Source organism: Cupriavidus sp. USMAA2-4 (genome assembly GCF_001854305.1).
In the GTDB taxonomy this organism is placed as follows: Bacteria; Pseudomonadota; Gammaproteobacteria; order Burkholderiales; family Burkholderiaceae; genus Cupriavidus; species Cupriavidus malaysiensis.
This window is the reverse complement of the sequence record NZ_CP017750.1, coordinates 177044-199211: the sequence shown is the minus strand read 5'-3', so window position 1 is coordinate 199211 and position 22168 is coordinate 177044. Positions and strand designations below refer to the sequence as shown.

Sequence of the window (22168 nt, the reverse complement as noted above, 5' to 3'; positions counted from 1 at the left end):
GCATGCGGCACAAACCGACCGGCTACTTTCCCTTGTAACGAACCACGGATTCAAGACATGGCAATCAGCGGATTTGATCTTGAGCAGCTCGGCGCTGCACTCTACGACGTGAAGTACTTTTCTTCGGCTCAGACTGCGAATTCGTTCCAGGGGGATACCGCGAGCGGGCTGAAGTACACGGGTGAAAACTGGGGATCTCTGTCCAACCTCCAAGTAGGAGGGTGGGATGGAGTCATGGGCAATGGGCGCTCGGATGTGGTTTCCATCGAGTTCTCGAACATCGATGCGGAACTTGGCACCATGACAGTTCGACTCCTGGGCGCGGATGGGAGTCCGGCAGGTGCCCCCTGGCCGGCGGATGGCTTGCAAATGCAGGTGCTCGGTTATACGGGCGCGGGCGCCGGCCACTCTTCGGCGATTCTCCTTGTCGTCACGCCGGATCAGGTCTTTCCATCGCAAAGCAACTACTACTTTCTGGCCAGCGATCCCATTTCAGACAAGCCCTATTTCGACGGCGTGACATTCGTGGAAGATGCCGTTGCTGCCGGCTACACGCCAGCTGCTCCCTGCTTTGCCGCTGGCACCCTGGTCCGTACGGCAGGCGAGCAGGTCGCGGTCGATGAGCTTAACGTTGGCGACATGGTGCAGACGGCATCTGGCGCATGCCGCGCCGTCACCTGGATCGGACACTCCCGCGTTCATGTTCGCAATCACCCGCGTGCCTGGGAAGTTCGCCCCATCCGCATCCGCGCCCATGCCTTCGGCGACGGACTGCCGGTTCGCGACCTGATCGTGTCGCCGGGCCATGCCATCTACGTCGACGGCGTGCTGATTCCGGCTGGCTGCCTGGTGAACGGTGCAACGATCGTGCCGCATGACGTCGACGTGGTGGACTATTACCACGTGGAACTCGAATCGCACGATGTGCTGCTGGCCGAAGGCCTGCCGTGCGAGAGCTATCTGGACGACGGTAACCGTATGAGCTTCGACAATGCCGGCGAGCATGCGGCGCTCCACGGCCGCCTTGACCCGCAAAGCTGGGAGAACGCCTGCGCGCCGTGCGTGATGGCAGGCCCGCAACTGGCCGATGTCAAGCAGCGGCTGCTGGACCGTGCCCTCGCGCTGGGCTTCCGCATGACGGAGGCGTCGGACCTGCACCTCGTCGTCGACGGCGAAGTCGTGCGTGCGACGGTGGAAGCCGGTCAGCGCGCCTGGTTTGCTATTCCCGCCGGAGCAGCCGACGTGCGCATCGTGTCGAACGCTGGCGTGCTGGCGCAACTGGTGCCGACGCTCGAAGACGGCCGCCGCCTTGGCATTTGCGTGGCCAATGTATGCCTCAACGGTGAAGCCGTGCCGATGGCATCGGATGCCTTTGGTGACGGTTTCTACGGCGTCGAGACGCAGGGCGGCCTGCCGTGGCGCTGGACCGACGGCAGCGCACGGCTGTGGCTGCCGCAGCAGGAGGCCCCGGCGATGCTGGAGCTGACCGTGGTGATGCGCATGCGGAGCTGGGAGCCCGCACCCGCGCTGGCCTTGGCGATGGCTGCTTGACGCACGAAGGGCTGCACCGTGCGCACCCAGCGCAGCGGACGCACGGTGCCAGCAACATCTGACGCACCAACTGAAGCGCCATCTGACGCGCCGCCCGCTGCCGCCGCTGCGAAGACGCCTGCCGCCATCGCACCACGCCGGCAGCCGGTGCGCAGGCGCACGGCTCGTGCCGGCGTGCGGCCCCGGCAGCGCGGCATCGCCGTGGTGACAGCGCTGCTGATCGTTGCCCTGGTGGTGTCCCTGATCGCCGGCATGTTCGTGCGGCAGGGCGCCATCGTGCGTTCGCTGGAGAACGCCAGGCTGCGCGCGCAGACGCGCTGGCAGGCCGATAGCCTGGTCGAGGCGGTGCGCGTGGCGCTGCAGCGCGGCGCGGGCCAGAGCGAGGTCGATCACCTGGGGCAGGAGTGGGCCAGGCCGCTGACTCCGGCGCGCCTGGCCGCGCTGCTGCCGCCGGGCGGCGGCGCTGCGGACGAGGACTGGCGGCAGCTGTGGCTGCGCGGCGAGATCGAGGACGCCCAGGCCCGCTTCAATCTCGCCAACCTGCTGCAGCAGCCGGCGCTGGGCCAGCCCTTCCAGCTCGATGCCGATGGCATCGCCGCCTATGGCCGGCTGCTGGCCGGGCTGTCGCTCAACGCCGGGCTGGCGCCGCTGACCGCTGCCTACCTGCTGCGTGCCCGGGAATCCGGGCGTGCCCTGCCGATGGCGCGGATCGAGGACCTGCTGGCCATTCCCGGCTACACGGTGGAGATGGTGCAGCGCCTGCAACGCTACGCGGTGATCCTGCCCGAGCGCTCGCCCGTCAACGTCAACACGGCCGGCGCCGAGGTGCTGGCGGCGGCGGTGCCGGGCCTGAGCGTGGCGCAAGCGCGCCAGCTGGTGAACGCGCGTGGACAAGCCTTCATCCAGAACGCGGGCGACCTGGAGAACCGGCTGCGCGCGGTGGCTCCGGGCATCACCTATCCGCTGGTCGGCCGCGTCGATGTCAAGAGCGGCTATTTCATCGTGCATTGCCAGGTGCGCCGGGAGCGCGCCAGCGTCGCCGTGGCGGCGCTGGTGGAGCGGCAGCGCAACCTGGCGCGCTTCGTGGTGTCGCGCATCGTCTGGGTGCGCGACGAGGATCCGGGCGAGGGCGCCTAGTGCCAGTCCACCGATTCCAGGGATTCAGTGGACTGGCACCAGGCGCCGGCTTCGGCCGTTGCCACCCGTTCGCGGCGCGGCCAGCGCTCAGGGACGCACCGGCACCAGCCGCAGGTAGGCGCCGCTGGCGACGTCCGGCCGCACCGTGAGCTCGATGCCGCGGATGCCGCTGGTGCCTGCCTCCGGATCGTTGCTGACGGCCAGCACCGGCGCTACCTGGCGCGCGTCGCGCATATCGGCGATCCAGCCGCGCCCGCCCACCCAGGCTCGCGCCTGGAAGACGGCGATGCCGCTGGCGATGGGCAGGCCAGCGTCCGCTGGCGGGCCGTCCAGCAGCGGAATCAGCGCCGCGCGCGACTCCGCCGGCGGCGAAGCGTAGCGCAGCACGGTGTGCTGCTCCAGCCGGTAGCGCACCACCTGCCAGCGCAGCGGCTGGCCGTCCTGGCGCACGGTCCGCACCAGGCGCAGCTGCCCCGGGGCGAAGGCCAGCGCGGGGGCGCGCAGGTCGCGGTCGTCGACAAGTTCGGCGCCGTCGTCGCGCAGCTGGCCGAAGAGCTGGTCGAGGGCGCGCAGGTTCTCCATTTCATCGCTCAGCGCCGCGCGCGCGCGCGTGACGCCGTCGAGGGCACGCCAGGAGATCAGCGCGATGATGGCGAGCAGCGTGATGGCCACGATCATCTCGATCAGCGTGAATCCGGCGCAGCAGGCGGCACTGCGGGCGGAACGGGCGGGCGCCGGCCGGGCGCGGAGGCGGAAGCTGGCGTCAGTAGTCACTGCGGGCCTCGCTGGCGATCAGGCGCGTCAGGCTGGCCAGCCGGGCCGGCGCGCCGGCGGCGGCGTAGACCGAGACCTCGACGCGGCGCACCATGGGGTCGCGCGTCGGCGCCACCACCTGCTCGCAGACGAGATCCAGCGGTCCCTGCGGGCAGGGGAAGCGGCGCGTGCCGGGTTCCGGCCAGGCTTTGCCGATGCGCAGCAGCGCGAGCTGGTTGTCGGCGCTCCATTGCGCCACCGTGCGCGCGCGCAGGGCCTCGCTGGCATCGGTCATCGAGCCCAGTACGCGCAGGCAGGCGCCCAGTGCGACGGCGACGATGGCCAGCGCGACCAGCACTTCGAGCAGGGTGAAGCCCAGCGCGCGCGGCGGGGTGGCGCGGCTGGCCCACTGCGTCATTCGCAATGCCCCCCCGATCGACAGCGCCTCCAGGCCGTAGGCGTCGTGGCTAAGGCTCGCCATCGCCGTGCCATGGCTGCGCTTTGCGCCTGGCCTGTGACCCGGATGCACCGCCGCTCGGGGGCGCTTTCGCTGACGCCATGGACTAGCGGACATCGAAGCGGCCCGAACCGTCGCTCACCACCTGCGCCACGCTGCCGTCGCGCTGCAGCGTGAGGGCGAACACCGGCGCTGTGGCTTCGCGCGTGAACACCAGCCGCACGGCCCCTTGCGTGCCTGCTGCCGCACCGGGCGGGGCCAGTGCGAGCGCGCTCAGCGGCGCCTGCCAGGCGCGCTCGCGCAGGATATCGTCGCGCAGCGGCTGCCATTGGCCGCCGCCGCGCGCGAGGAAGCGGTAGCGCTGCGCGCCGGCCTCCCATACCACCGGGGCGGAGCGCAGGCGCGCCTCCTCGTGCGCCGACTGGAAGCGCAGCGCGAGGTCCTGCGCCTCGCCGTGCAGGCGGCGGCGCGGATCGGGATGGGCGTTGACCGCGGCCAGCCCGAGCAGGATGCCGGCGATCATGACCACGACCAGCAGTTCGAGCAGGGTGAAGCCACGGGCCGGGGGCCGGTGCCAGATCATCGTAGTTTCCGCAAGGAGTCCGTCATGCGCGCGCGGTACAACGGCAGGGCGCCCGGCGATTCTGGCGCGGCGGCGGGGCGGCGCGGTGACAGGAACTGCGTGGAACCGGTCATCAGCGGGTCATGCCGGCGCGGGCCGGCGGAGGGCGCGGGGTGCGGATCTTGAGGACGAAGCGGGCAGCGCCGGCAGCAACGGTGGCGGGCGCTGTTGACAATGCCAAGGTGCACGCGGCAGTGATGGTGCTGGCCGCCATGGCCATGCTGGCGGCCGGCGCGGCGCGCGCGGACTGCTTCGACGCGGCAGGCGCCTACCATCAGGTCAATCCCATGGTGCTGCGCGCCATCGCCTGGCAGGAGTCACGCTTCCGCGCCGATGCGGTGCGCCGCAATGACGACCGCTCGATCGACCGCGGGCTGATGCAGATCAACTCGGTCCATCTTGCCGAACTGAAGCGCTACGGCGTCGACGCACGCACGCTGGAGGACGGTTGCGCCAGCGTCTTCATCGGCGCCTGGCACCTGCGGCGCAAGATGAACCGCCACGGCAACACCTGGGCGGCGGTGGGCGCCTACCACTCGGAGACGCCGGCGCTGCGCGAGCGCTATGCACGCGCCATCGCGGACATCCTGCGCCGCTGGCAGGCGCCGCGTGGCGGGCGGACCGAGGAGGACGGAGGAGGGCGCGCCGTAGCGCCTTGATGCCCCGGTGTCCTGAATCACGAATCCGTGGACTCAGGCCACCCTGAGTCCGTCGATGGGCCGTGCGATGGCTGGGTTCTGCGCCTAGCCTGCGACCCGGACGCACCGCCGCTCGGGGGCGCTTTCCCTGACGCAATGGACTAGCGTCCAGGCAGCGCCAGTTCCGCTTGTACGGCGACCTCGCCGCGCTCGCCGCCGCTGGCCCTGGCTTCCATCGCGACCACGGCCACGCCGTATTCGGCGCGGGCGCGCGCCAGCCATTGCATCCAGGCATGGAAGGACACCGGACCGGCGCGCACGCGCAGGAGCGGGGCGCCGCCTTCCACCGTGGCGCCCTTCAGGCCGGCTGCCTGCAGCGACTGGCGCAGGCCTTCTCGCAGCGCCTCGGGCGTGCGTTCGGGCAGCGCGGGCAGGGCCCGCAGGCGGGCGGCCTCGTGCGCGAGCCTGTGCACCTGCTGCGCTTGCGCCTGCGTCTCGGGCAGTTCGTGCTGCAGCCGGGGCACGGATCCGGCGGCGGATTCCCAGCCGAACTGCCACAGCGCGCCTGTGCCGAGCACGGCCGCGCAGGCCAGCACGGCGCGCCGGTCGCGCGGCGGCAGTTGTTGCCACTTGGATTGCCACCTGGGCTGCCAGTCCTGCGCCCACTTTGGCGCCCACTTCTGCGCCCACTTCTGCGCCCACTGTTGCCGCCACGGGTCCAGCGCGGCGCGCAGGCGGGCGCGGATCGCCGTGCCGTGCGTGCTGCGGCTGCGTCGGGTGTCTCCCGGGGTGCCGGCGCCGTTGCCACTTTCGTCGTGGCCCGGGCCGCTGCCCGGCAGGGCGTCGGGATCCGTGTCCCGCCAGGGCTTCTCGGCCGGTGCATTCATGACGCCAGCCTCATCTGCCAGCGCCCGTCCGCGAAGCGCGCCGACAACCCGGCTGCCTCCAGGCGCCGCCGCAGGGCCTCGGCGTCGACCTGGGCAGTGTCGGCCAGGCGCGCCTCCAGGGTCCGCTCGCGATAGCGGAGCTCAGTCACCGCCTCGGGCGGGACCGGACCCAGGGCCTGGGCCAAACGGTCGGCGAGGTCGGCCAGGTCGCCGGGCAGCGGTGCGCCGCGGGCGCGCGCCAGCGTGTCGAGCTGCTGGCGCATCTGGCGCGGGGCGTCGACGATGGGGCCGGCGGCAGGGAAATGCCGGCGCACCTCGGCCTCCATGCCGGCGCGCAGGGCGGCCTGCTGCCGCGCCAGCAACCACGCCTGCAGGTGGATGCCGGCCACGCACAGCAGCAAGGCGGCGGCGCCGAGCCGCAGCGGCCAGCGCCAGCGGGCCCGGGCGCCCTGGGCGGCCGCCTGCCGGCGCGCGCGGGCGAATTCGAACTGGCACAGGTCGGTATCGGCGAGCGCGCTCGCGCCGGCGATCCACAGGGGCCAGGCGGCCGCGCCCGCGCTGGCATCGTGCGCCAAAGCAGCGGCAGCCGCGGCATCGACGTAGAGGTCGGCGTCCGCCAGCCGGGTGCCGAGCCAGTGCGTGGCCTGCGCTGGCGCCAGCGCCATGCCGTGGCCGAGGCCTGCCGCCGTGCGCACGGTCAGGCAGAGCGCGGGCGCCGCACCGGCGCCGCCGGGCAGGGCTTCGACCACCACGGCGGCGCGGCCGTCGCGCTGCGGCACGCACAGGGCTGCCGGCAGCACGCGCAGGCGGCGCCCGCCGACGGCATCGAGCACCTGCGCCAGCCAGTCGCGGGCGATGACCGCTAATGTGGCCTGGCCGTCGGGGTGGCGTGCCAGCACTGCGATATGGCTCTGCTCGGGGTCGCCCAGCAGGTGGTCCTCCACCAGCCCGGGCAGCGTCTCGCGCAGCCGCGCACCGCCGACGGCGGGCAGCGGCAGGCGCAGCAGCAGCACGTCGCGCGCGTCGGCGATCAGGATCGTTTCGCGCGACGGCGGCAGGGCGCCGGCGTCGGCAAGGCCGCTGCCGAGCCACTCGCCGTGCGCATCGGCCAGCGCATAGGACAGGGCCTGCAGGGGCGCGGAACCCTGGCCCCGCGCGGGCGCGGGGCGGGCGGGGAGGCGGACATAGCAGCGGGCGGCGGGCTCGGGCATGGCGCGGCGATGGATGGAGGCCGGAAGCGAGGTGGCGGCAGGTGGCCGGTGGCGACGGTCAGCGGCGGGCCGGTCGGGCCGGGCGGCGCCTCATTCCCAGGAGCCGATGTCGGCGTCGGTGCCGTTGCCGCCGGCCTGCCCGTCCGCGCCCAGGCTGAACACGTCGATCTCGCCGCGCACGCCCGGGTTGAGGTACTGGTAGGGGTGGCCCCAGGGATCCTTGGGCAGCTTCTCCAGGTAGCCGCCGCCCTTCCAGTTGTTCGGCACCGGCTCGGTGGCCGGGCGGCTGACCAGGGCCACCAGTCCCTGTTCGGTGGTGGGATAGCGGCTGTTGTCGAGGCGGTAGAGTTTCAGCGCCTGCATGATGGACGAGATGTCCTGGCGCGCCGCCACGATGCGGGCCTCGTCCGGGCGGCTCATGATCTTCGGCACCACCAGGGCGGCCAGCACGCCGAGGATGACGATCACGACCATGATCTCGATCAGGGTGAAGCCGGCGCGCCGGCGGCGTGCCGCCGGAAGTCGGAGGGCAGGATTCATCGTAGTTTCCGCAAGCCGTGTGTCATACGGAGGCGGTACAAAGCAGCGAAGGCTGCCAGCCGCCCGGCGTCACGAGGATTCTGTCCAAACCGTGGGGCACGGCGGTTACGCGCCTTGCGTGGATTCCGACACCGAACCGTCATACGCCGGCCGTCGCCTTGCGGCCGGGATTCGCGAGAGCTGCCACCATGTCCCAGATCCTGCTGTCCCGCTGGTCCGTGCTGCAGCGGCACCGGCTCGTGCCAGGCGGCGCCGCGCTGCGCGCCTGGCTTCCCGGCGCCGCGGCCGGCCTTGCCTGCCTGGCCGCGGCCGGCTACTGGGGCGCGCGCGTCTACGCGACCTGGCAGGGCCTGCCGCCATTGCCCGAGGCGAGCCAAGGCGCGGGCGCGGCCGTCGCGCCCGCGCCATCCGGCGCCGGTGCGGGCCTGTTCGGCGCGCGGCCGGCGGAGTCCGCCAATCTGCAGGTGGCGGTTGCCGGCGTGATCCGCGCGGGCGACCCCGCGCGTCCGGGCGGCACCGACGCCGCCATCGTGGCGGTGGCCGGCCAGCCCGCGCGGCTGGTGCGCGTGGGCCGTCAGGTGATGCCGGGCCTGGTGCTGGCCGAGGTCGGCGAGCGTGCGGTGGTACTGGAGCGTGACGGTGTGCGCCAGCAGGTGCCGATGCCGGCGCGGCCCGCCGTGCCGGTGCTGCCGGTGGCCGATGCGCGCCCGCGTGGTGGCGACGGCCGGCCCGCGCTGGTGAGCAATGTGGCGGGCAGCGCGGCCCGGGCCGAGGGCGCGGGACCGGCGCCATAGGAAGCGGCAAGGCGCGCGGGCCGGCACTGCCGAGCCCGGTGCGTGGCTCAGCCCTGCGTCAAGCGCGGCGGCTCGCGCCGCGCTGCTTCACAAGGCATCTTCCCAGGCCGTCATCGGCAATGCCTCCGCCTCGGCGCCCGGCCGGCGCTTGTAGGTATCGTGGGCGGCGATGCCGCGGAAGTCGAGGCCGGTGAGATCGGCCAGCTGCGCGATACCGATGCGGAAGGTGTCGACCGTGGGCACCGCCTGATCCGAGGGCGGCTTGATGGCGACGCGGGCCTCCTTCAGCAGCTTCTCCTGGCTGACCAGGAAGGCGCTGGCCTGCGGCTGCCCGGCCGGGCCCAGGCGCAGCACCACCTTCCAGAACAGCAGCGGCACATCGATGCCGTCGCAGGGCGCGACGTTGTCCTCGTCGAGCACCGGGCCGGTCAGCACCGAGACCCGCGCCTTGTCCTGCAGCGCGCCGAATTCGAGGATGTAGCGCTCCAGGCCCTGCCAATAGCGGATGCTCTCGTTGAAGCGGAAATGCTGGGGCGTGCAGTTGGTGCGGTGGAAGGTGTCGGCATTGGCGCGCGCGGCCTGCGCGGCCGTGCCCCAGGTCGGATCGCTGCGGCGCGTCAGGTGCCCGCGGTCGAAGTAGGTGCTCCAGCTGCCGTAGAAATCCTGGCCCAGGTAGTAGCGCGGCTCCATGCGGGCATCGTCGTACCAGCTGTCGCCCTCGGGGCCGACCTTGGGCGCGCCGGTGTCGCGGTCGATGTCGACGTAGCGCGCGGCGTCGATATTGGCGGCGGAGACGAAGGCCATCCGGCGCGGCGCGCAGACCATGATGGAGAAGTTCTGGTAGTCGAGCTGGCCGTGGCGCGTCGCGCCGGCGCCGCTCAACGGGGCGGTTTCATCGAGCCGGGCGCCGACCAGTTCGGACAGGGATAGCGACAGCCCGTCGATGAAATGCGGATCGAAGCCGTTGCGGTTGCCGTAGTCGCGGTCGAGCTGGAGGCGTTCCGCGTAGCGCAGGCCGGTGGGCAAGGCGGTGCGTTCCGCTTGTGCGGCGCTATCGCGGCGCGGGGAGGGCGCGGCCGGCGCCGCCAGCCGCACGGATACTTCGAGGGGGACCATCAGGGTGCGGCGGAATGCGCCTGGGTCAGCGGGCATGGGATCTCCAGGGGGAAGGGGCGGCAGGGATTCCCCGCCAAGATGGAGCACGTGCGCGCCCGGCGGCGGGTTGCCGGGCGCGCGGGGAGCGCCCATGCCGGCGTCCTGCATGGCCGCATCGCCCAGCGCCAGGGCCGCGCTCAGCAGTTGCTGCGCCGCGCGGTCGAGCCCGGCCAGGTCCTGGCGCAACTGCGCGACGATGGCGCTGACGCGGATGCCTTCATTGACCGTGAAGGGAATCGGCGTGCCGTCCAGCGACACCGTGTCCAGGTGAGGCACGCCCCAGTGATGCAGCGCCACCACTTCCCAGTTGTCGTTGGTGACCGGGGAGCCGGACGCTCCCGGTTCGGTGTCGGCGCTGTAGTGCAGGCAATGTTCGGCGATGCCGGATGCGCCGCGCGCGAGCAAGCGGTTCTCGCGCACCACGACCTGCTTGCGCCGTCCTTGCGGGTGCTCGATCAGGTTGACCGTCATGCCGAGCGCGTGCTTGTCGGGGCGGTCGCTCAGGCTGAGATAGCCGAAGCCGGCCAGGTCGCCGTCGCCGGACAGGCGCTCGCCGACCGCGACCAGGGCGAAGTCGAGCGCATCGATCGGGTTCGACAGCCAGAAGCGGCGCGGGTCGAGCGCGAAGCGCACGCCGCTCAGCGGTGTGCCGTCCTCGGCCGTCTCGAAGTTGAACTCGACCAGGGCGGTGGCCGCGTCGGCGGCGTTCTCCAGCACGTGGCGGTTGGTGAGGAACAGTTGCGGGCTGATCAGGAAGCCCGTACCGATGGCCGAACCGGTGCCGGAGCGGACAATGGCCACCGCGCGGCTGCGGCGCGTACCCAGGGCAAGGAAGGAGGCCGGCAGGTAGTCGATGCTATCGCCCTGGATGGCTTCGGCGCCCATGCGCGCGGCGAAGTCCCGCGCACGCGAGCGGTCCGGCTCGGCTGCCAGCGGGTCCCGCTGCCAGACCGAGAGCTGGGTGGCCCGGCGCTGGTCGGCCGTGGCGGCGGCGCGTGCGCGCACCAATTGATCGAGCTGCTGGCTGATGTCGTTCATGGCGTCTCCTGATTTCCCCTGGTTTCTCCCGGGCCCTGTCGTCCCGGCTGGCGCTGGCCCGGGACGCCGCCGCCGTCGGCGGCAGCCCCGGTCCCATGCAAAACTAGACAGCCGGCGTGACAAGACGGTGACTGCGTGTCTGTGTCGCAAGACCATGTGCGCCGCGCCTTCACCGCACCATCTGGTTGATCTCAAGGATCGGCATCAGCACCGCCAGCACGATCATCAGCACCATCAGTCCCATGCCGAGGATCAGCGCCGGTTCGAGCAGGCCGGTGAGGAGCAGCGTGCGCCGCTCGAGCTGGCTGGCTTCGCCCTCGGCGGCGCGCTCCAGCATGTCGGGCAGGTTGCCGGTGGCTTCGCCGGAGCGGATCAGGTGGATCAGCACCGGCGGGAAGCGGTGGGCGCTGGCCAGCGCGCGCGCCAGCGAACTGCCTTCGCGCACGCGTGCAATGGCCTCCTCGACCGTGCCGCGCAGCGCCACGTTGTTGAGCGTTTCGCCGGCCGCCTGCAGCGCGCGCAGGATGGGCACGCCGGCGCTGGTCAGGATGGCCAGCGTGCTGGCAAAGCGCGCGGTGTTGTAGCCGCTGACCAGCTTGCCGAGCAGCGGCGCGGTCAGCAGCCAGGCATGCCAGCGCAGGCGCGGGCCCGGGCGGGCCAGCAGGCGGCGCACGGCCCAGGCGAGCGCGCCCGCCCCGAGCGCGGCGGCCCAGCCCCATTCCCGCGCGAAGTCGCTGCAGGCGAGCATGACTTCGGTGATCAGCGGCAGCTTCTGCTTGGTGGTGGTGAACACGCCCACCACCTGGGGCACGACATAGGTGAGCAGGAAGACCACGATGCCGAAGGCGACCACGGTGACCACGGCGGGATAGGTGAAGGCGAGCTTGATCTTCTGTGTGAGCGCGTTGCGGCTTTCGACGTAGTCCGCCAGGCGCGTCAGCACCAGGTGCAGCTTGCCGCTGTGCTCGCCGGCGGAGACCAGGGCGCGGTAGATGTCGGGGAAGTCGCGCGGGTGCTGGGAGAGCGCGCCGGACAGCGATTGCCCGCTCACCACTTCGGCGCGGATGGCGGCTACCAGGTGGCGCACATAGGCGCGCTCGGCCTGGTCGGCGAGCGCGCCGAGCGCGTCGTTGAGCGGCAGGCCCGCCGTCAGCAGGCTGGACAGCTGGCGCGTGAACAGGGCCTGTTCCTGCGCGCCGAGGCGGCCGCCGAACAGTGTCGCGCCCGCGCCGGGCGTGGCGGCGGCGACCGGCAGCACCTTGAGCGGGGTCAGGCCGCGCGTGCGCAGCTGGCCGCGCGCGGCCTTGTTGCCTTCGGCGTCGAGCACGCCGCGGTGGAGCTTGCCGCGGAGATCGACGGCTTCGTAGCGGAATGCGGGCATGCGGGGCCTCCCTCGGAGCGGTGCGGTGGTGGGGCGAACGGGGTGTGGACGTGGTGCGGGCGTGGTGCGGGCGTGGTGCGGGCGTGGCGCGGGCGTGGCGCGGGCGTGGCGCGGGCGTGGTGCGGGTTTGCCGCCGGCGGGCGGCGGTTTCAGTCCTTGGTCACCCGCAGCACCTCCTCCAGCGTGGTCTGGCCGGCGTCGATCCAGCGCTGGCCGTCCTCGCGCATGGTCAGCATGCCGCCGGCCACCGCGGCGGCGCGGATCTCGGCATCGGCGGCCTGCTGGTGGATCTGGCGCCGCACCGCATCGTCGACCACCAGCAACTCGTAGACGCCCGAGCGGCCCTGGAAGCCGGTCGGCCCGCAGCGCTCGCAGCCGACCGCATGCCAGCGCCCGTCCTGCGGGCGCCGGCAGGCCGGGCACAGCCGCCGCACCAGGCGCTGCGCCAGCACGCCCAGCAGCGAAGACGACAGCAGGTAGGGCTCCACCCCCATGTCGGTCAGGCGCGTCACCGCCGAGGCGGCGTCGTTGGTGTGCAGCGTGGCCAGCACCAGGTGGCCGGTAAGCGAGGCCTGCACGGCGATCTGCGCGGTTTCGAGGTCGCGGATCTCGCCGATCATGATCACGTCGGGATCCTGGCGCAGGATGGCGCGCAGGGCCTTGGCGAAGGTCATGCCGATGCGCTCGCCGACCTGGGTCTGGCCGATGCCATCGAGGTCGTACTCGACCGGGTCTTCCACCGTCATGATGTTGGTGGTGTCCGCGTCCAGCCGCGACAGCGCCGCGTACAGCGTGGTGGTCTTGCCCGAGCCGGTCGGGCCGGTCACCAGCACGATGCCGTGGGGCTGCTGGATCAGGCGGTCGAAGCGCGCCAGGGTGTCCGCGCCCATGCCGAGGCGGGCCAGGTTGAGGCGGCCGGCGTCCTTGTCGAGCAGGCGCAGCACGGCGCGCTCGCCGTGCGTGGTGGGCAGCGTGGAGACGCGTACATCGACCGGCCGGCCGGCCACACGCAGCGTGATGCGGCCGTCCTGCGGCAGCCGCTTCTCGGCGATGTCGAGCTGGGCCATGATCTTGATGCGCGAGATCAGCGCGCCGTGCAGGGCCTTCTTCGGGCGCACGATGTCGCGCATGGCCCCGTCCACGCGCAGCCGCACCACCGAGCTCTGCTCGAAGGCCTCGATATGGATGTCGGAGGCGCCTTCGCGCGCGGCCTGGGTCAGCAGGGCGTTGATCATGCGGATCACGGGCGCGTCATCCTCGGCCTCGAGCAGGTCTTCGACGGCGGGCAGTTCCTGCATCAGGCGCGACAGGTCGACCTCGCCCTCGACCTCGCCGACCACCTGAGCGGCCGAGCCTTCCTGGCCGGCATAGGCCTGCGCCAGTGCCTGGCGCAGGTGGTCGGCCGGCACCGGCACCCAGTCCTGCACCCCGTAGGTGCGTGCTACTTCGGCGATGGCTTCGGCCGGCGTCTCGTCGCAGACCCAGGCGCTCGGCGTGTCGCCGTCGCGGGCGATCAGCAGCAGGCGTGCGGCGCGAGACCAGCCGTAGGGCACCAGCCGCGCCGAGGCGCCGCGCGGCAGCTCGGGCAGGGCGGCGCTCATGGCGCGGCGTCCTGCGCGGCGGGGTGGCCGGCGCCGCCATTGCCGCCATGGCTGCCTTTGCCGCCATGGCTGGCATCACTGCCGTCCGCGTCGCCGCGCGGCGGCGGCAGGGTCAGCGCATTGTCTTCGGCCTGGCCGCGCGGCGGTGCCTTGGGGCGCCGGTTGCCGAGCGGCAGCGGCTGGTCCGGCGCGGCGGCGGAGACATCGGGCAGGCGCGGCGTGTCGTCGTCGCGCACGAACCAGTTGTCGGTGAGCGCGCGCCCGCCCTCGGCACGCATGTAGTCGTAGCGTGTCAGCACCACGCTGCGCGCCGCTTCCGGCGTGCGCACGATGACCGGGCGCAGGAACACGATCAGGTTGGTCTTCTTGCGCTGCTTGTTCTCGTAACGGAACAGGCTGCCGAGCAGCGGGATGTCGCCCAGTCCCGGTACCTTCTGCACGCCTTCGTTGTAGGCGTCCTGCATCAGGCCGCCCAGCACGATGATGTCGCCGGCGTCGGCCATCACCGAGGTCTCCAGGGCGCGCTTGTTGGTGGTGGGGCCGTTGCTGCCGCCGGCCGAGATGACGTCCGACGTCTCCTGGTAGATCTGCAGCTTGACGCTGTCGCCGTCGGTGATCTGCGGGCGTACGCGCAGCGTCAGGCCGACGTCCTGGCGCTCGATGGTCTGGAACGGCGTGACCGAGGCCGAGGAGCCGGTCTGGGCATAGGAGCCGGTGACGAAGGGCAGGTTCTGGCCGACGATGATGCGGGCCTCCTCGTTGTCCATCACCATCAGGTTGGGGGTGGAGAGGATGTTGACGCCGGTGGTCTTGGAGAGGGCGTGCAGCAGCGCGTTGAGGCCGAGCTTGCCGCTCAGCACGCCGATGTTGAGGCCGCTGGCGCCGGGCAGGCTCGATGCCAGCCCGGCCAGGATGCCGCCGCCCTGCACGGTCTCGCTGCCCAGGTTGACGATGTTCTGGCCGTTGCCGCCGAAGTTGGTGCCGCCGAAGAAGCGCCCGTTCTGCGTCTGCCACTGCAGGCCCAGTTCGGCCGCATTGTCGGCGGTGATCTCGACGATCATCGATTCAACGTAGACCTGGGCGCGGCGCGTGTCGAGTTCGTCGATCAGCGCGCGCAGGTTGCGGTAGACCGGCTCCGAGGCGGTGATCAACAGCGAATTGGTGGCCGGGTCGGCCTGGATGGTGCCGCCGGTGGTGGGCAGGTTCTGCTGGGTGTTGCCCGTGGTGAAGCCGCCCGCGCCGAGGCCGCCACCGGCGCTGCCGCCGGAGCCGGCCGAGCCGCCGAGGCCGAGCCCGGCGCTGGAGGCCGTGCTGGCCGGCAGCGGCGGCATCGACGGATAGGCGGACTGGGCGGCCGTGCCGCCCGCCGCGCCCGACTGCGCTCCGGCCGCTGGCTGGGTGGAGAGCGTGGCGTCGGCGGCAACCAGGGCGCGCAGGGTCTGCGCCAGCGTGACCGCGCTGGCGTTCTTCAGCGGCACCATGTACATATTGCCGGGCCGGCGGGCGCGGCGGTCGAGCCGCTCGGCCAGCGCCCTGGCCTGCTGCAGGCGCTCGGCACTGGGCGCGCGGATCAGCAGCGAATTGCTGCGCGGCTCCGCCACCACGTTCAGGCGCAGGCTGCTCTCCCCGCCACCGCCGCTACTGCCGCCACTGCCGCCGGCAGCGGCGCCGACCGCGGCGGTGCCGCCGTCGAGCATGCGTTGCAGCAGCACGGCGATATCGCTGGCGACGGCGTTCTCCAGCGTGACCACCTCCACTTCGCCACCCGGCACGCCGCGGTCCACCGCGGCGATGATGGCGGCGATGCGGCGCACGTTGTCGGCGTAGTCGGTCACCACCAGGGTGTTGTTGTTGGGGTAGGCGTTGATGGTGTTGTTGGCGGATATCAGCGGGCGCAGCACCGGCACCAGGCTGGCGGCCGATTCGCGCGACAGGCGGAACACGCGCGTGATGACCTGTCCGCCGCGCGCGCCATCGCTGTTGTTGCTGCCGCTGCCCCCGCCGCCGGTGACGGTGGCCATGCCCTGCAGCTTGGCGTCGGCCTCGGGCAGTACCTTGACGGTGCCGCCATCCTCGACCATGGCATAGCCGTGCAGGCGCAGCGCCGACTGCAGCATGCGCATGGCCTCGGCGGTGGGCAGCGGCCGGTCGGACGACAGGCTCAGCGTGCCCTTGACGCGAGGATCGACCAGCACGGCCTTGCCGTCGGCGCTGGCGATGGCCTGCACCACCTGGGCGATGTCGGCGTTGTCGAAGGCCAGCGTGACCTGGCGCGCGGCGGCACAGACCAGGGGCGCGGCGCACAGCGGCGCGGCGGCGGCCAGCAGCGCCAGGCGGCGCGGGACGGTGCGGGTGAGCGGCATGTGGCGGGAAGGCGCGAGCGCCGGGGTGCGGAGGTCCTTGGGTTCATCGGGCCGCGGCGCCTTTGCCTGCTGCGCGCCGCGGCTGCGTCGGTGGTGCGGCTAAGGTATCGGCGCATTGCGGCAGAACCATGGCGGCAACGGGGCAGGTTCTGCCATCGAACCATCATGCGCAGCGCGCAGCGGCGGCGGGTGGGGCGCCGGTGGCCTGCAGCGGCTGGCGCGGTGGGGTGGGTGAGCAGGGAAGGGGAAGGCTCGGTGCCGTGGCGGCGGTGCCTAGGGTGCGTACGGTGCGCAGGACGCGGCAATGACTGGAATCTAAGACAATAACCGGCGTGCCGGAGGGAAGGCCGCGAGGGGCGGCGCGCAAGGGGGGCTGGTCGACCCGCCCGTGATGCGAGGCGGGTCTCGTACCGGGGCGGCGCGCTCAGCTGCCGCGCGCCTCTCCGCAAGGCGCACCCTGCTCGGCGAGGCGCGCCCGGTGGTCGGCCAGCGTGGTCATGACCTCGCGCCACCAGGATGCCGACACGAGGTAGGCATGCGGCCGCTGGTGCTTGATCACGAGGACCGGTTGTTCCTGCGCCGCTTCGAGCGCGCGGGACGGGTTCGAACTGAACTTAGTCACGTTCATGACCCATTGGTTTTCCGTCATTGCTTATATTCCCCTCTTCTTTTCAAGACGAATCCGCAGGCGCTCGTGGCAACTGCGGCGGATGGAGTCCGGGTGTGGAGTGGCGTCATGCGTCTGGATGACGGGTCCGCCGTGTTCGGTGGCAGACCTGAGGGCTGTATTGCTCCAGTGGCGACGCGGATGCCGGATGGACCTGTTCGTACTGAAAGACCACGCGCGTGCTGCGCTCTTATGTCTCGCGTGGTCCGTTTCGGGTACCCGCGCGAGCGGCCATCTTGGATGGCTCTGTGGTGGTCGCGAACGATGCTATGTGAGGTGCGTGTCGGAATCGTTACATAATCTCTACAGACATTGCCATATCGATTACTCGATTCGCACGCGTCCCCGCGAGGCCGCGCCAGGCCTCGGCCGTGATGCTTCCGGCGCGTACGCTCCCTCCCTCGGAAGGGGGTGCGGGAGCCTTACCGAGGTGGCCGCAGCGCGGGCAGGTAGGGCGCTTGCGCAGGCGGCCGCTGTGCCTCGACGGCGATGCCGAAGCGGTTGCACATGCGGTTGGCGGTGGCCGCGTAGTTGAACAGGCCGAGCTGGTTGGAAGGCCGGCGCGCGGCCTGCTCGCTCAGCGCGATACCCTCGCGGCCCGCTTCTGCAGCAGCAGCCCCTTGGCCGCCCAGCGCCTGCGCGAAGCGCGTGTTGATGCAGTCCAGCGCGGGTGCGCGCCGGCCGTCGACCGCCACGCTGACGCAGGCGGGGCCCACCGCCGCGGGAATCTGCCCAGATTCCGCAACAACTGCGTCACCCCGCCCCGCAAGAATCGCCGCCATCGCAAATCGATGAAGTTGCTTCAACGTCGAGCTCCGTGGAACTGGCCGCGTGGACCGTCGTTGAGCAAACGCTACAGGAGGTCTCTCGCAATGCGCAAGGTCTTGCCCCTTATCCACCGTGCCGTCACCGGCGCGGCCCTGCTCGCCGCTCTGCTGCCGTTGCACGCGCTGGCGGCCGACCTGGTGGTTGCGCGCAGCGGCAAGGCTACGGTCACGCAGCAGGAACTGGAAGCCTTCCTGCGCACGCTCGATGCGCCGGCGCGCCAGCGCCTGGCTGCCGACAAGGCGACGCTCGAGAACCTGGTGAAGAACCGGCTGGCACAGAAGGCCGTGCTCGCGGAGGCCGAAGCCAAGGGCTGGACCAAGCGGCCCGAGGTGGCCGAGCGCGTGCGCGAGGCGCAGGAATCGGTCGTGATGCGCAGCTATCTCGAGTCGGTCGCCGAGCCGCCGCAAGGCTATCCGTCCGACGCCGAGCTCAAGGCCGCCTACACCGCCAATGCGGCCGCCTTCACGGTGCCCCGGCTTTACCACCTGGCCCAGGTCTTCATCGCCGCTGACGGCGGCGAGGCCGCCCAGGCACGGGCACGCCGGCAGGCCGACGAGGTAGCGCGGCAGGCCAGGGCCGCCGGCGCCGATTTCGCCGCGCTGGCCAAGTCGCGCTCGCAGGAGCCGCGCTCGGCGGCCAACGGTGGCGACAACGGCTGGCTGGCCGAAGCCGACATGATTGCCGAGATCCGCACCGCGGTGACGGCCTTGAAGCCGGGCGCGGTGGCCGGGCCGGTGCGCTCCGGCGCCGGCTTCCACGTGCTCAAGCTGGTGGCGGTGCGCGAGCCCGGCCAGCTGCCCTTCGACGAAGTGCGCGAGCGCTTGCGCGCGACCCTGCGCCAGCAGTACCAGGCCGATGCCGCGCAGCAGTACCTCAAGCAGCAGGTGCAGGCGCAGGGCGCCGACGTGCTGGACCAGGCCGCGCTCGATGGCGTGATTTCGGCGGTGCGCTGAGCGCCAGGTCTGCAGAGGGTTGGCTATGGACATGTCCCCGCAGGACGGGATCGGGCCGCGCTCGCGCTCGCGCCGGCCCCGCGCCGGACTGGCACTGCTGCTGCTGGCGCAGGCAGGCCTGGCGGTGGCGCAGGCGCAGGCGCAAGGGGGCGCCCACGCCGAAGCGCCGCGCCGCATCGACGTCAGCGAGTACGTGGTGCGCGGTAACACGGTGCTGGACGCGGACGAGATCGAGGCAGCGATCGAGCCTTTCCTGGGGCCGGAGCGCTCGCTTGACGACCTGGAAGGCGCGCGCGCGGCATTGGAGAAGCGCTACCAGCAGCGCGGCTACCAGGCCGTGGTGGTGGAGCTTCCCGAACAGCGCGTGAGCGCCGGCGTGGTGTTGCTGCAGGTGGTGGAATCGCGCGTCGGCCGTGTGCGCGTGCTGGGGGCCGAGCACTATTCGCCGGCCGCCGTGCGCGAGGCGGTGCCCGCGCTGGCCGAGGGCGGCGTGCCCGATTTCAATGCCGCGCAGCAGGAACTGACCGCGCTCAACAGCTCGCCCAACCGCCAGGTGATACCGATGGTACGCCCCGGCTCGCTGCCGCAGACGGTGGACATCGAGCTCAAGGTCGAGGACCAGAACCCTGTGAGCGCGAGCCTGTCGCTCAACAACGACCACAGCATCGACACGCACGCGCTGCGCGCATCGGCCACGCTGGCCCACGACAACCTGTGGCAGCTCGGCCACCAGGCCTCGGTGACGTTCTTCGGCGCGCCGCAGGCGCTCAGCGAGGCGCGCGTGTGGTCATTCAGCTATCTCGCGCCGTGGCGCGGCTCGCCGTTCAGCCTGCAGGCCACCGGCTATACCTCCGACAGCAACGTGGCGACGGTTGGTGGCACCAGCGTGCTCGGCAAGGGCTACGCGCTCGGCCTGCAGGGCAACTATGCGCTGCCGCCGGCGGGCGACTGGTCGGCCTCGCTCGGCGTGGGCATGGACTACAAGGACCTGAAGGAGGCGGTGGCGATGGGCGCCAGCCGCTCGGACGTGCCGCTGCACTACGCGCCGCTCACGCTGTCCTTCAATGGTTACCGCTTCGGCGAGCGCTCGCAGAGCAGTGTGGCGGTGTCGTGGGTGAACGGCTTCGGCCTCGGCAGCGATGCGCGCGAGTTCGGCCAGAAGCGCTACCGCGCCTCGCCCGAGTTCATGTACGTGAAGGCCGATGGCTCGCACACGCAGATGCTGGGCGGAGGCGCCCAGGTCCATGTGCGCGGCGCGGCGCAGCTGTCGTCGGGGCCGCTGGTGTCGGGCGAGCAGTTCGCCGCCGGCGGCGCCACCAGCGTGCGCGGCTACTACTCGGCCGAGGCCACCGGCGACGACGGCGTGCTCGCTTCGCTCGAACTGCGCTCGCCCTCGTACGCGCGCTGGCTGTGGGCCGGAGCGGAGGAGTGGCGTGTCTACGGCTTCTTCGACGTGGCCACGCTGCGCCTGCGTGATCCGCTGCCCGAGCAGCGGCGCAGCTACACCCTGCTCGGCGCCGGCTTCGGCACCAGCTTCCGCCTGTTCCGCACGCTCACCGGCAAGCTCGACGTCGGCTGGCCGCTGCGGGACGCGCAGCGTACCCGGGCCGGTTCGCCCACGGTGAATTTCAATGTTCGCGCCAATTTCTGATGCGCCCGCGCGGCGCGCGACGGAGTCTTGTCATGCGTAGATGGTTCGTTTTCCTCTGGCTCGCCCTGGCCGCGGCCGCGCTGCCGCAGAGCGCGCTGGCGTGGTGGCAGCAGGACTGGTCCTACCGCAAGCCGATGGCGGTGGACACCACGCCCAACGGCGCCGGCATCGCCGAGCCGCTCGGCCGCATGCCGGTGCTGGTGCGGCTGCATGCGGGCAACTTCCAGTTCGACGGCGTGCAGGACAAGGGCGGCGACCTGCGCTTCGTTGCCGCCGACGACAAGACGCCGCTGAACGCCCAGGTGGAACAGTTCGACCCCCTGCTGGGCATGGCGCTGGTGTGGGTGGACATGCCGGCGGTGGCCGGCAGCGCGCGCCAGGATTTCTGGATGTACTACGGCAATGCCAAGGCTGCCCCGGCCGCGGGCACGTCCCCCTTCGATGCCGACTACACCGCGGTGCTCCACTTCGACGGCAGCTCCGGCGCGGCGCCCGCCGATGCCACCGCTTACCACAACAACGCGCAGGCCGGCGTGGCCCTCGGCGAGGGCCTGCTCGGCCAGGCGGCGAAGCTGGACGGCAAGAGCGGCATCCAGCTGCCGGCCAGTGAATCGCTCAAGGTGGCGGCCGGCGGCGCCATGACCTTCGGTGCCTGGGTGCGCACCGCCGCCGGCGCCAGCGGCGCGCTCTACCTGCGCCGCGACGGTGGCGGCGCGCTGGTGGTTGGGCTGGCCGACGGCGTGCCCTATGTGCGCGTCGGCCAGCAGCAGGCGCTCGCGCCGCAGCCGCTGGGTGCTGACCAGTGGACCCATGTGGCGGTGGCCGCCGGCGCCGGCGAGGTGGCGCTGCTGGTCAACGGCCAGGAGGTGGCGAAGCTGGCCGCGTCGCTGCCGGCGCTGGCCGGGGCGGCAGCGATCGGCGTCGACCCGGCCGGCGAGGTGCCTGCCCTGGTCGGCGACCTGGACGAGGTGCGCCTGTCGCGCGTGCGGCGCCCCAGCGTGCTGCTGGCGGCCGAAGCGGCGATGCAGGGGCGCGATTCCAAGTTGCTCGCCTACGGCCCCGACGAAAAGCAGGCCGGCGGCGGCTTCGGCGAGATCGGCTTCATCCTGGCCAACGTGCCGGCGGACGCCTGGGTGGTGATCGGCCTGCTGGCCATCATGGCGGTGCTGTCCTGGTGGGTCACCTATACCAAGGCCACCTACGTCAGCCGCGTGTCGCGCGCCAACGATGCCTTCATGGCGCAGTTCCGCAAGATCGGCCACCGCCTCGAAGCGCTCAGTGACAGCGTGCCGGCCGATGCGCAGTTGTCGCGCAGCCTGCAGGCGTCCAGCCTCTACCGCCTCTACCAGGTGGCGGTCAACGAACTGCGCACGCGCCGCGCGCAGGAAGGCAGCGCGCAGGTGACGGCGGAGACCATCGAGGCCATCCGCGCCTCGATGGACGCCACGCGTGTGCGGGAGAACCAGCGCCTGAACCGCGGCCTGGTGCTGCTGACCATCTCGATCTCGGGCGGCCCCTATCTCGGCCTGCTCGGCACGGTGGTCGGCATCATCCTGGTGTTCGCCGCGGTGGCGCTGGCCGGCGAGGTGAACATCAACGCCATCGCGCCCGGCATCGCCGCCGCCCTGGTGGCCACCGTGGTGGGCCTGTTCGTCGCCATCCCGGCGCTGTTCTCCTACAACTACCTGCTTACCCGCAACAAGAACGTCAGCGCCGACATGGAGGTGTTCGTCGACGAGTTCGTCACGCGCCTGGCCGAGTTGCACGCGATGCCGGAAGCCGCGGCGGGGACGGCTGGCGCCGTGGCCGGCGACACGCTCGACCGCCTGGTGGCCGAGCTGATGCATCGCTTCCGCGAGGCCGGCCTGGCACCGGGTGGACACGGCGCGCCCGGCCTGGCGCCGGCGGCGCCGGCAGACGGCCGTGGCGCGCTCTGAGGAG

At 71.8% G+C, this 22168-nt stretch carries 19 protein-coding genes; 7 read left to right on the top strand and 12 right to left on the bottom strand.

Features of this window, described 5'->3' with window-relative positions; genetic code table 11:
- The first annotated feature begins 57 nt into the window (after positions 1 to 57).
- Complete coding sequence (locus tag BKK79_RS37040; protein ID WP_198173445.1) at positions 58 to 1551, top strand: Hint domain-containing protein; 1494 nt, start codon at positions 58 to 60, stop codon at positions 1549 to 1551.
- Between the two features lie 174 nt (positions 1552 to 1725).
- A complete protein-coding gene (gene gspK / locus BKK79_RS37035; RefSeq protein WP_084085770.1) occupies positions 1726 to 2688 on the top strand; it encodes a type II secretion system minor pseudopilin GspK in 963 nt (320 codons plus the stop codon).
- An 87-nt stretch (positions 2689 to 2775) separates the two neighbouring features.
- On the opposite strand, the gene BKK79_RS37030 is transcribed toward gspK, so the two are convergent.
- The 3 genes from BKK79_RS37030 to BKK79_RS37020 form a co-directional block, all read right to left on the bottom strand.
- Complete coding sequence (locus tag BKK79_RS37030) at positions 2776 to 3462, bottom strand: PulJ/GspJ family protein (RefSeq protein ID WP_157128684.1); 687 nt, start codon at positions 3460 to 3462, stop codon at positions 2776 to 2778.
- Positions 3452 to 3859: a type II secretion system minor pseudopilin GspI gene (gene gspI, locus BKK79_RS37025; protein WP_071040679.1), complete on the bottom strand. Its 408-nt coding sequence runs from the start codon at positions 3857 to 3859 to the stop codon at positions 3452 to 3454. Before gspI ends, BKK79_RS37030 begins: the two co-directional genes overlap by 11 nt.
- Before the next feature lie 145 nt (positions 3860 to 4004).
- The gene (locus BKK79_RS37020; RefSeq protein ID WP_071040678.1) at positions 4005 to 4481 is read right to left on the bottom strand and encodes a GspH/FimT family pseudopilin; all 477 of its coding nucleotides are present in this window, start codon (positions 4479 to 4481) and stop codon (positions 4005 to 4007) included.
- Between the two features lie 236 nt (positions 4482 to 4717).
- Here BKK79_RS37020 and BKK79_RS37015 point away from each other — a divergent pair, with 236 nt between their 5' ends.
- Complete coding sequence (locus BKK79_RS37015; protein WP_071040858.1) at positions 4718 to 5179, top strand: lytic transglycosylase domain-containing protein; 462 nt, start codon at positions 4718 to 4720, stop codon at positions 5177 to 5179.
- A 140-nt stretch (positions 5180 to 5319) separates the two neighbouring features.
- Here the strand turns inward: BKK79_RS37015 and gspM are convergent, their stop codons facing one another.
- The 3 genes from gspM to gspG all read right to left on the bottom strand — a co-directional run bounded on the left by gspM (position 5320) and on the right by gspG (position 7796).
- A complete protein-coding gene (gene gspM / locus BKK79_RS37010) occupies positions 5320 to 6045 on the bottom strand; it encodes a type II secretion system protein GspM (RefSeq protein WP_071040677.1) in 726 nt (241 codons plus the stop codon).
- Complete coding sequence (gene gspL / locus BKK79_RS37005) at positions 6042 to 7256, bottom strand: type II secretion system protein GspL (RefSeq protein ID WP_071040676.1); 1215 nt, start codon at positions 7254 to 7256, stop codon at positions 6042 to 6044. The genes gspM and gspL overlap by 4 nt, the downstream gene beginning before the upstream one ends.
- 90 nt (positions 7257 to 7346) lie before the next feature.
- Positions 7347 to 7796, bottom strand: a complete 450-nt coding sequence (gene gspG, locus BKK79_RS37000) for a type II secretion system major pseudopilin GspG (RefSeq protein ID WP_071040675.1) — start codon at positions 7794 to 7796, stop codon at positions 7347 to 7349.
- Between the two features lie 188 nt (positions 7797 to 7984).
- On the opposite strand from gspG, the gene BKK79_RS36995 reads away from it, so the two are divergent.
- Positions 7985 to 8590 carry a hypothetical protein gene (locus BKK79_RS36995; RefSeq protein ID WP_071040674.1) on the top strand — a complete coding sequence of 202 codons (606 nt, stop codon included), beginning with the start codon at positions 7985 to 7987 and terminating at the stop codon, positions 8588 to 8590.
- A gap of 87 nt (positions 8591 to 8677) precedes the next feature.
- Here the strand turns inward: BKK79_RS36995 and BKK79_RS36990 are convergent, their stop codons facing one another.
- From BKK79_RS36990 to BKK79_RS41365, 6 genes are all read right to left on the bottom strand, one after another.
- Positions 8678 to 10783, bottom strand: coding sequence for a DNA/RNA non-specific endonuclease (locus BKK79_RS36990; protein WP_071040673.1), 2106 nt, complete (start codon positions 10781 to 10783; stop codon positions 8678 to 8680).
- Between the two features lie 169 nt (positions 10784 to 10952).
- Complete coding sequence (gene gspF / locus BKK79_RS36985) at positions 10953 to 12164, bottom strand: type II secretion system inner membrane protein GspF (RefSeq protein ID WP_071040672.1); 1212 nt, start codon at positions 12162 to 12164, stop codon at positions 10953 to 10955.
- 149 nt (positions 12165 to 12313) lie between these two features.
- Positions 12314 to 13765 carry a type II secretion system ATPase GspE gene (gspE, locus tag BKK79_RS36980; protein WP_071040671.1) on the bottom strand — a complete coding sequence of 484 codons (1452 nt, stop codon included), beginning with the start codon at positions 13763 to 13765 and terminating at the stop codon, positions 12314 to 12316.
- Positions 13762 to 16128 (bottom strand): type II secretion system secretin GspD, encoded by a 2367-nt coding sequence (gene gspD, locus BKK79_RS36975; protein ID WP_084085766.1) that lies wholly within the window; start codon positions 16126 to 16128, stop codon positions 13762 to 13764. The genes gspE and gspD overlap by 4 nt, the downstream gene beginning before the upstream one ends.
- A gap of 424 nt (positions 16129 to 16552) precedes the next feature.
- Complete coding sequence (locus tag BKK79_RS36970) at positions 16553 to 16756, bottom strand: hypothetical protein (RefSeq protein ID WP_198173444.1); 204 nt, start codon at positions 16754 to 16756, stop codon at positions 16553 to 16555.
- A 461-nt stretch (positions 16757 to 17217) separates the two neighbouring features.
- Positions 17218 to 17511, bottom strand: coding sequence for a hypothetical protein (locus tag BKK79_RS41365; protein WP_071040669.1), 294 nt, complete (start codon positions 17509 to 17511; stop codon positions 17218 to 17220).
- A gap of 156 nt (positions 17512 to 17667) precedes the next feature.
- Here BKK79_RS41365 and BKK79_RS41360 point away from each other — a divergent pair, with 156 nt between their 5' ends.
- Genes BKK79_RS41360 through BKK79_RS36950 form a run of 3 tightly spaced genes read left to right on the top strand, consistent with a single transcriptional unit; the run spans position 17668 to position 22164 of the window.
- Positions 17668 to 18576 (top strand): peptidylprolyl isomerase, encoded by a 909-nt coding sequence (locus BKK79_RS41360; protein ID WP_071040668.1) that lies wholly within the window; start codon positions 17668 to 17670, stop codon positions 18574 to 18576.
- A 31-nt stretch (positions 18577 to 18607) separates the two neighbouring features.
- Complete coding sequence (locus tag BKK79_RS36955) at positions 18608 to 20227, top strand: ShlB/FhaC/HecB family hemolysin secretion/activation protein (protein ID WP_071040857.1); 1620 nt, start codon at positions 18608 to 18610, stop codon at positions 20225 to 20227.
- Positions 20228 to 20259: 32 nt separating this feature from the next.
- Positions 20260 to 22164 carry a MotA/TolQ/ExbB proton channel family protein gene (locus BKK79_RS36950; RefSeq protein WP_071040667.1) on the top strand — a complete coding sequence of 635 codons (1905 nt, stop codon included), beginning with the start codon at positions 20260 to 20262 and terminating at the stop codon, positions 22162 to 22164.
- Positions 22165 to 22168 lie beyond the last annotated feature (4 nt).